The 260-nt window shown below is 73.1% G+C and carries 1 pseudogene; it reads right to left on the bottom strand.

Features of this window, described 5'->3' with window-relative positions:
- Positions 1-260 (bottom strand): annotated as a pseudogene (locus JHD74_RS26465) (hypothetical protein); the annotation flags it as partial.

The raw sequence follows: 260 nt of genomic DNA, 5'->3' as shown, positions 1-260 counted from the left end.
GCCTAAGCATGTGCTTGGTGTGCTCACGTTTGTCCAAATCCCGCACTCGAGTTTGGCAAGCGAAGAACGGCACCTGTCTCTTATACACATCTGACGCTGCCGACGATGCCAACTGGGTGTAGATCTCGGTGGTCGCCGGATCATGAAAAAGGGGGGGGGGGGGGGGGGGGGGGGGGGGGGGGGGGGGGGGGGGGGGGGGGGGGGGGGGGGGGGGGGGGGGGGGGGGGGGGGGGGGGGGGGGGGGGGGGGGGGGGGGGGGG

The organism is Serratia sp. ASV30 (genome assembly GCF_016428815.1).
Taxonomy (GTDB): Bacteria; Pseudomonadota; Gammaproteobacteria; order Enterobacterales; family Enterobacteriaceae; genus Chania; species Chania fonticola_C.
Note: the sequence above shows the minus strand (reverse complement) of the source record. Positions and strands in the feature narration are given on the sequence as shown.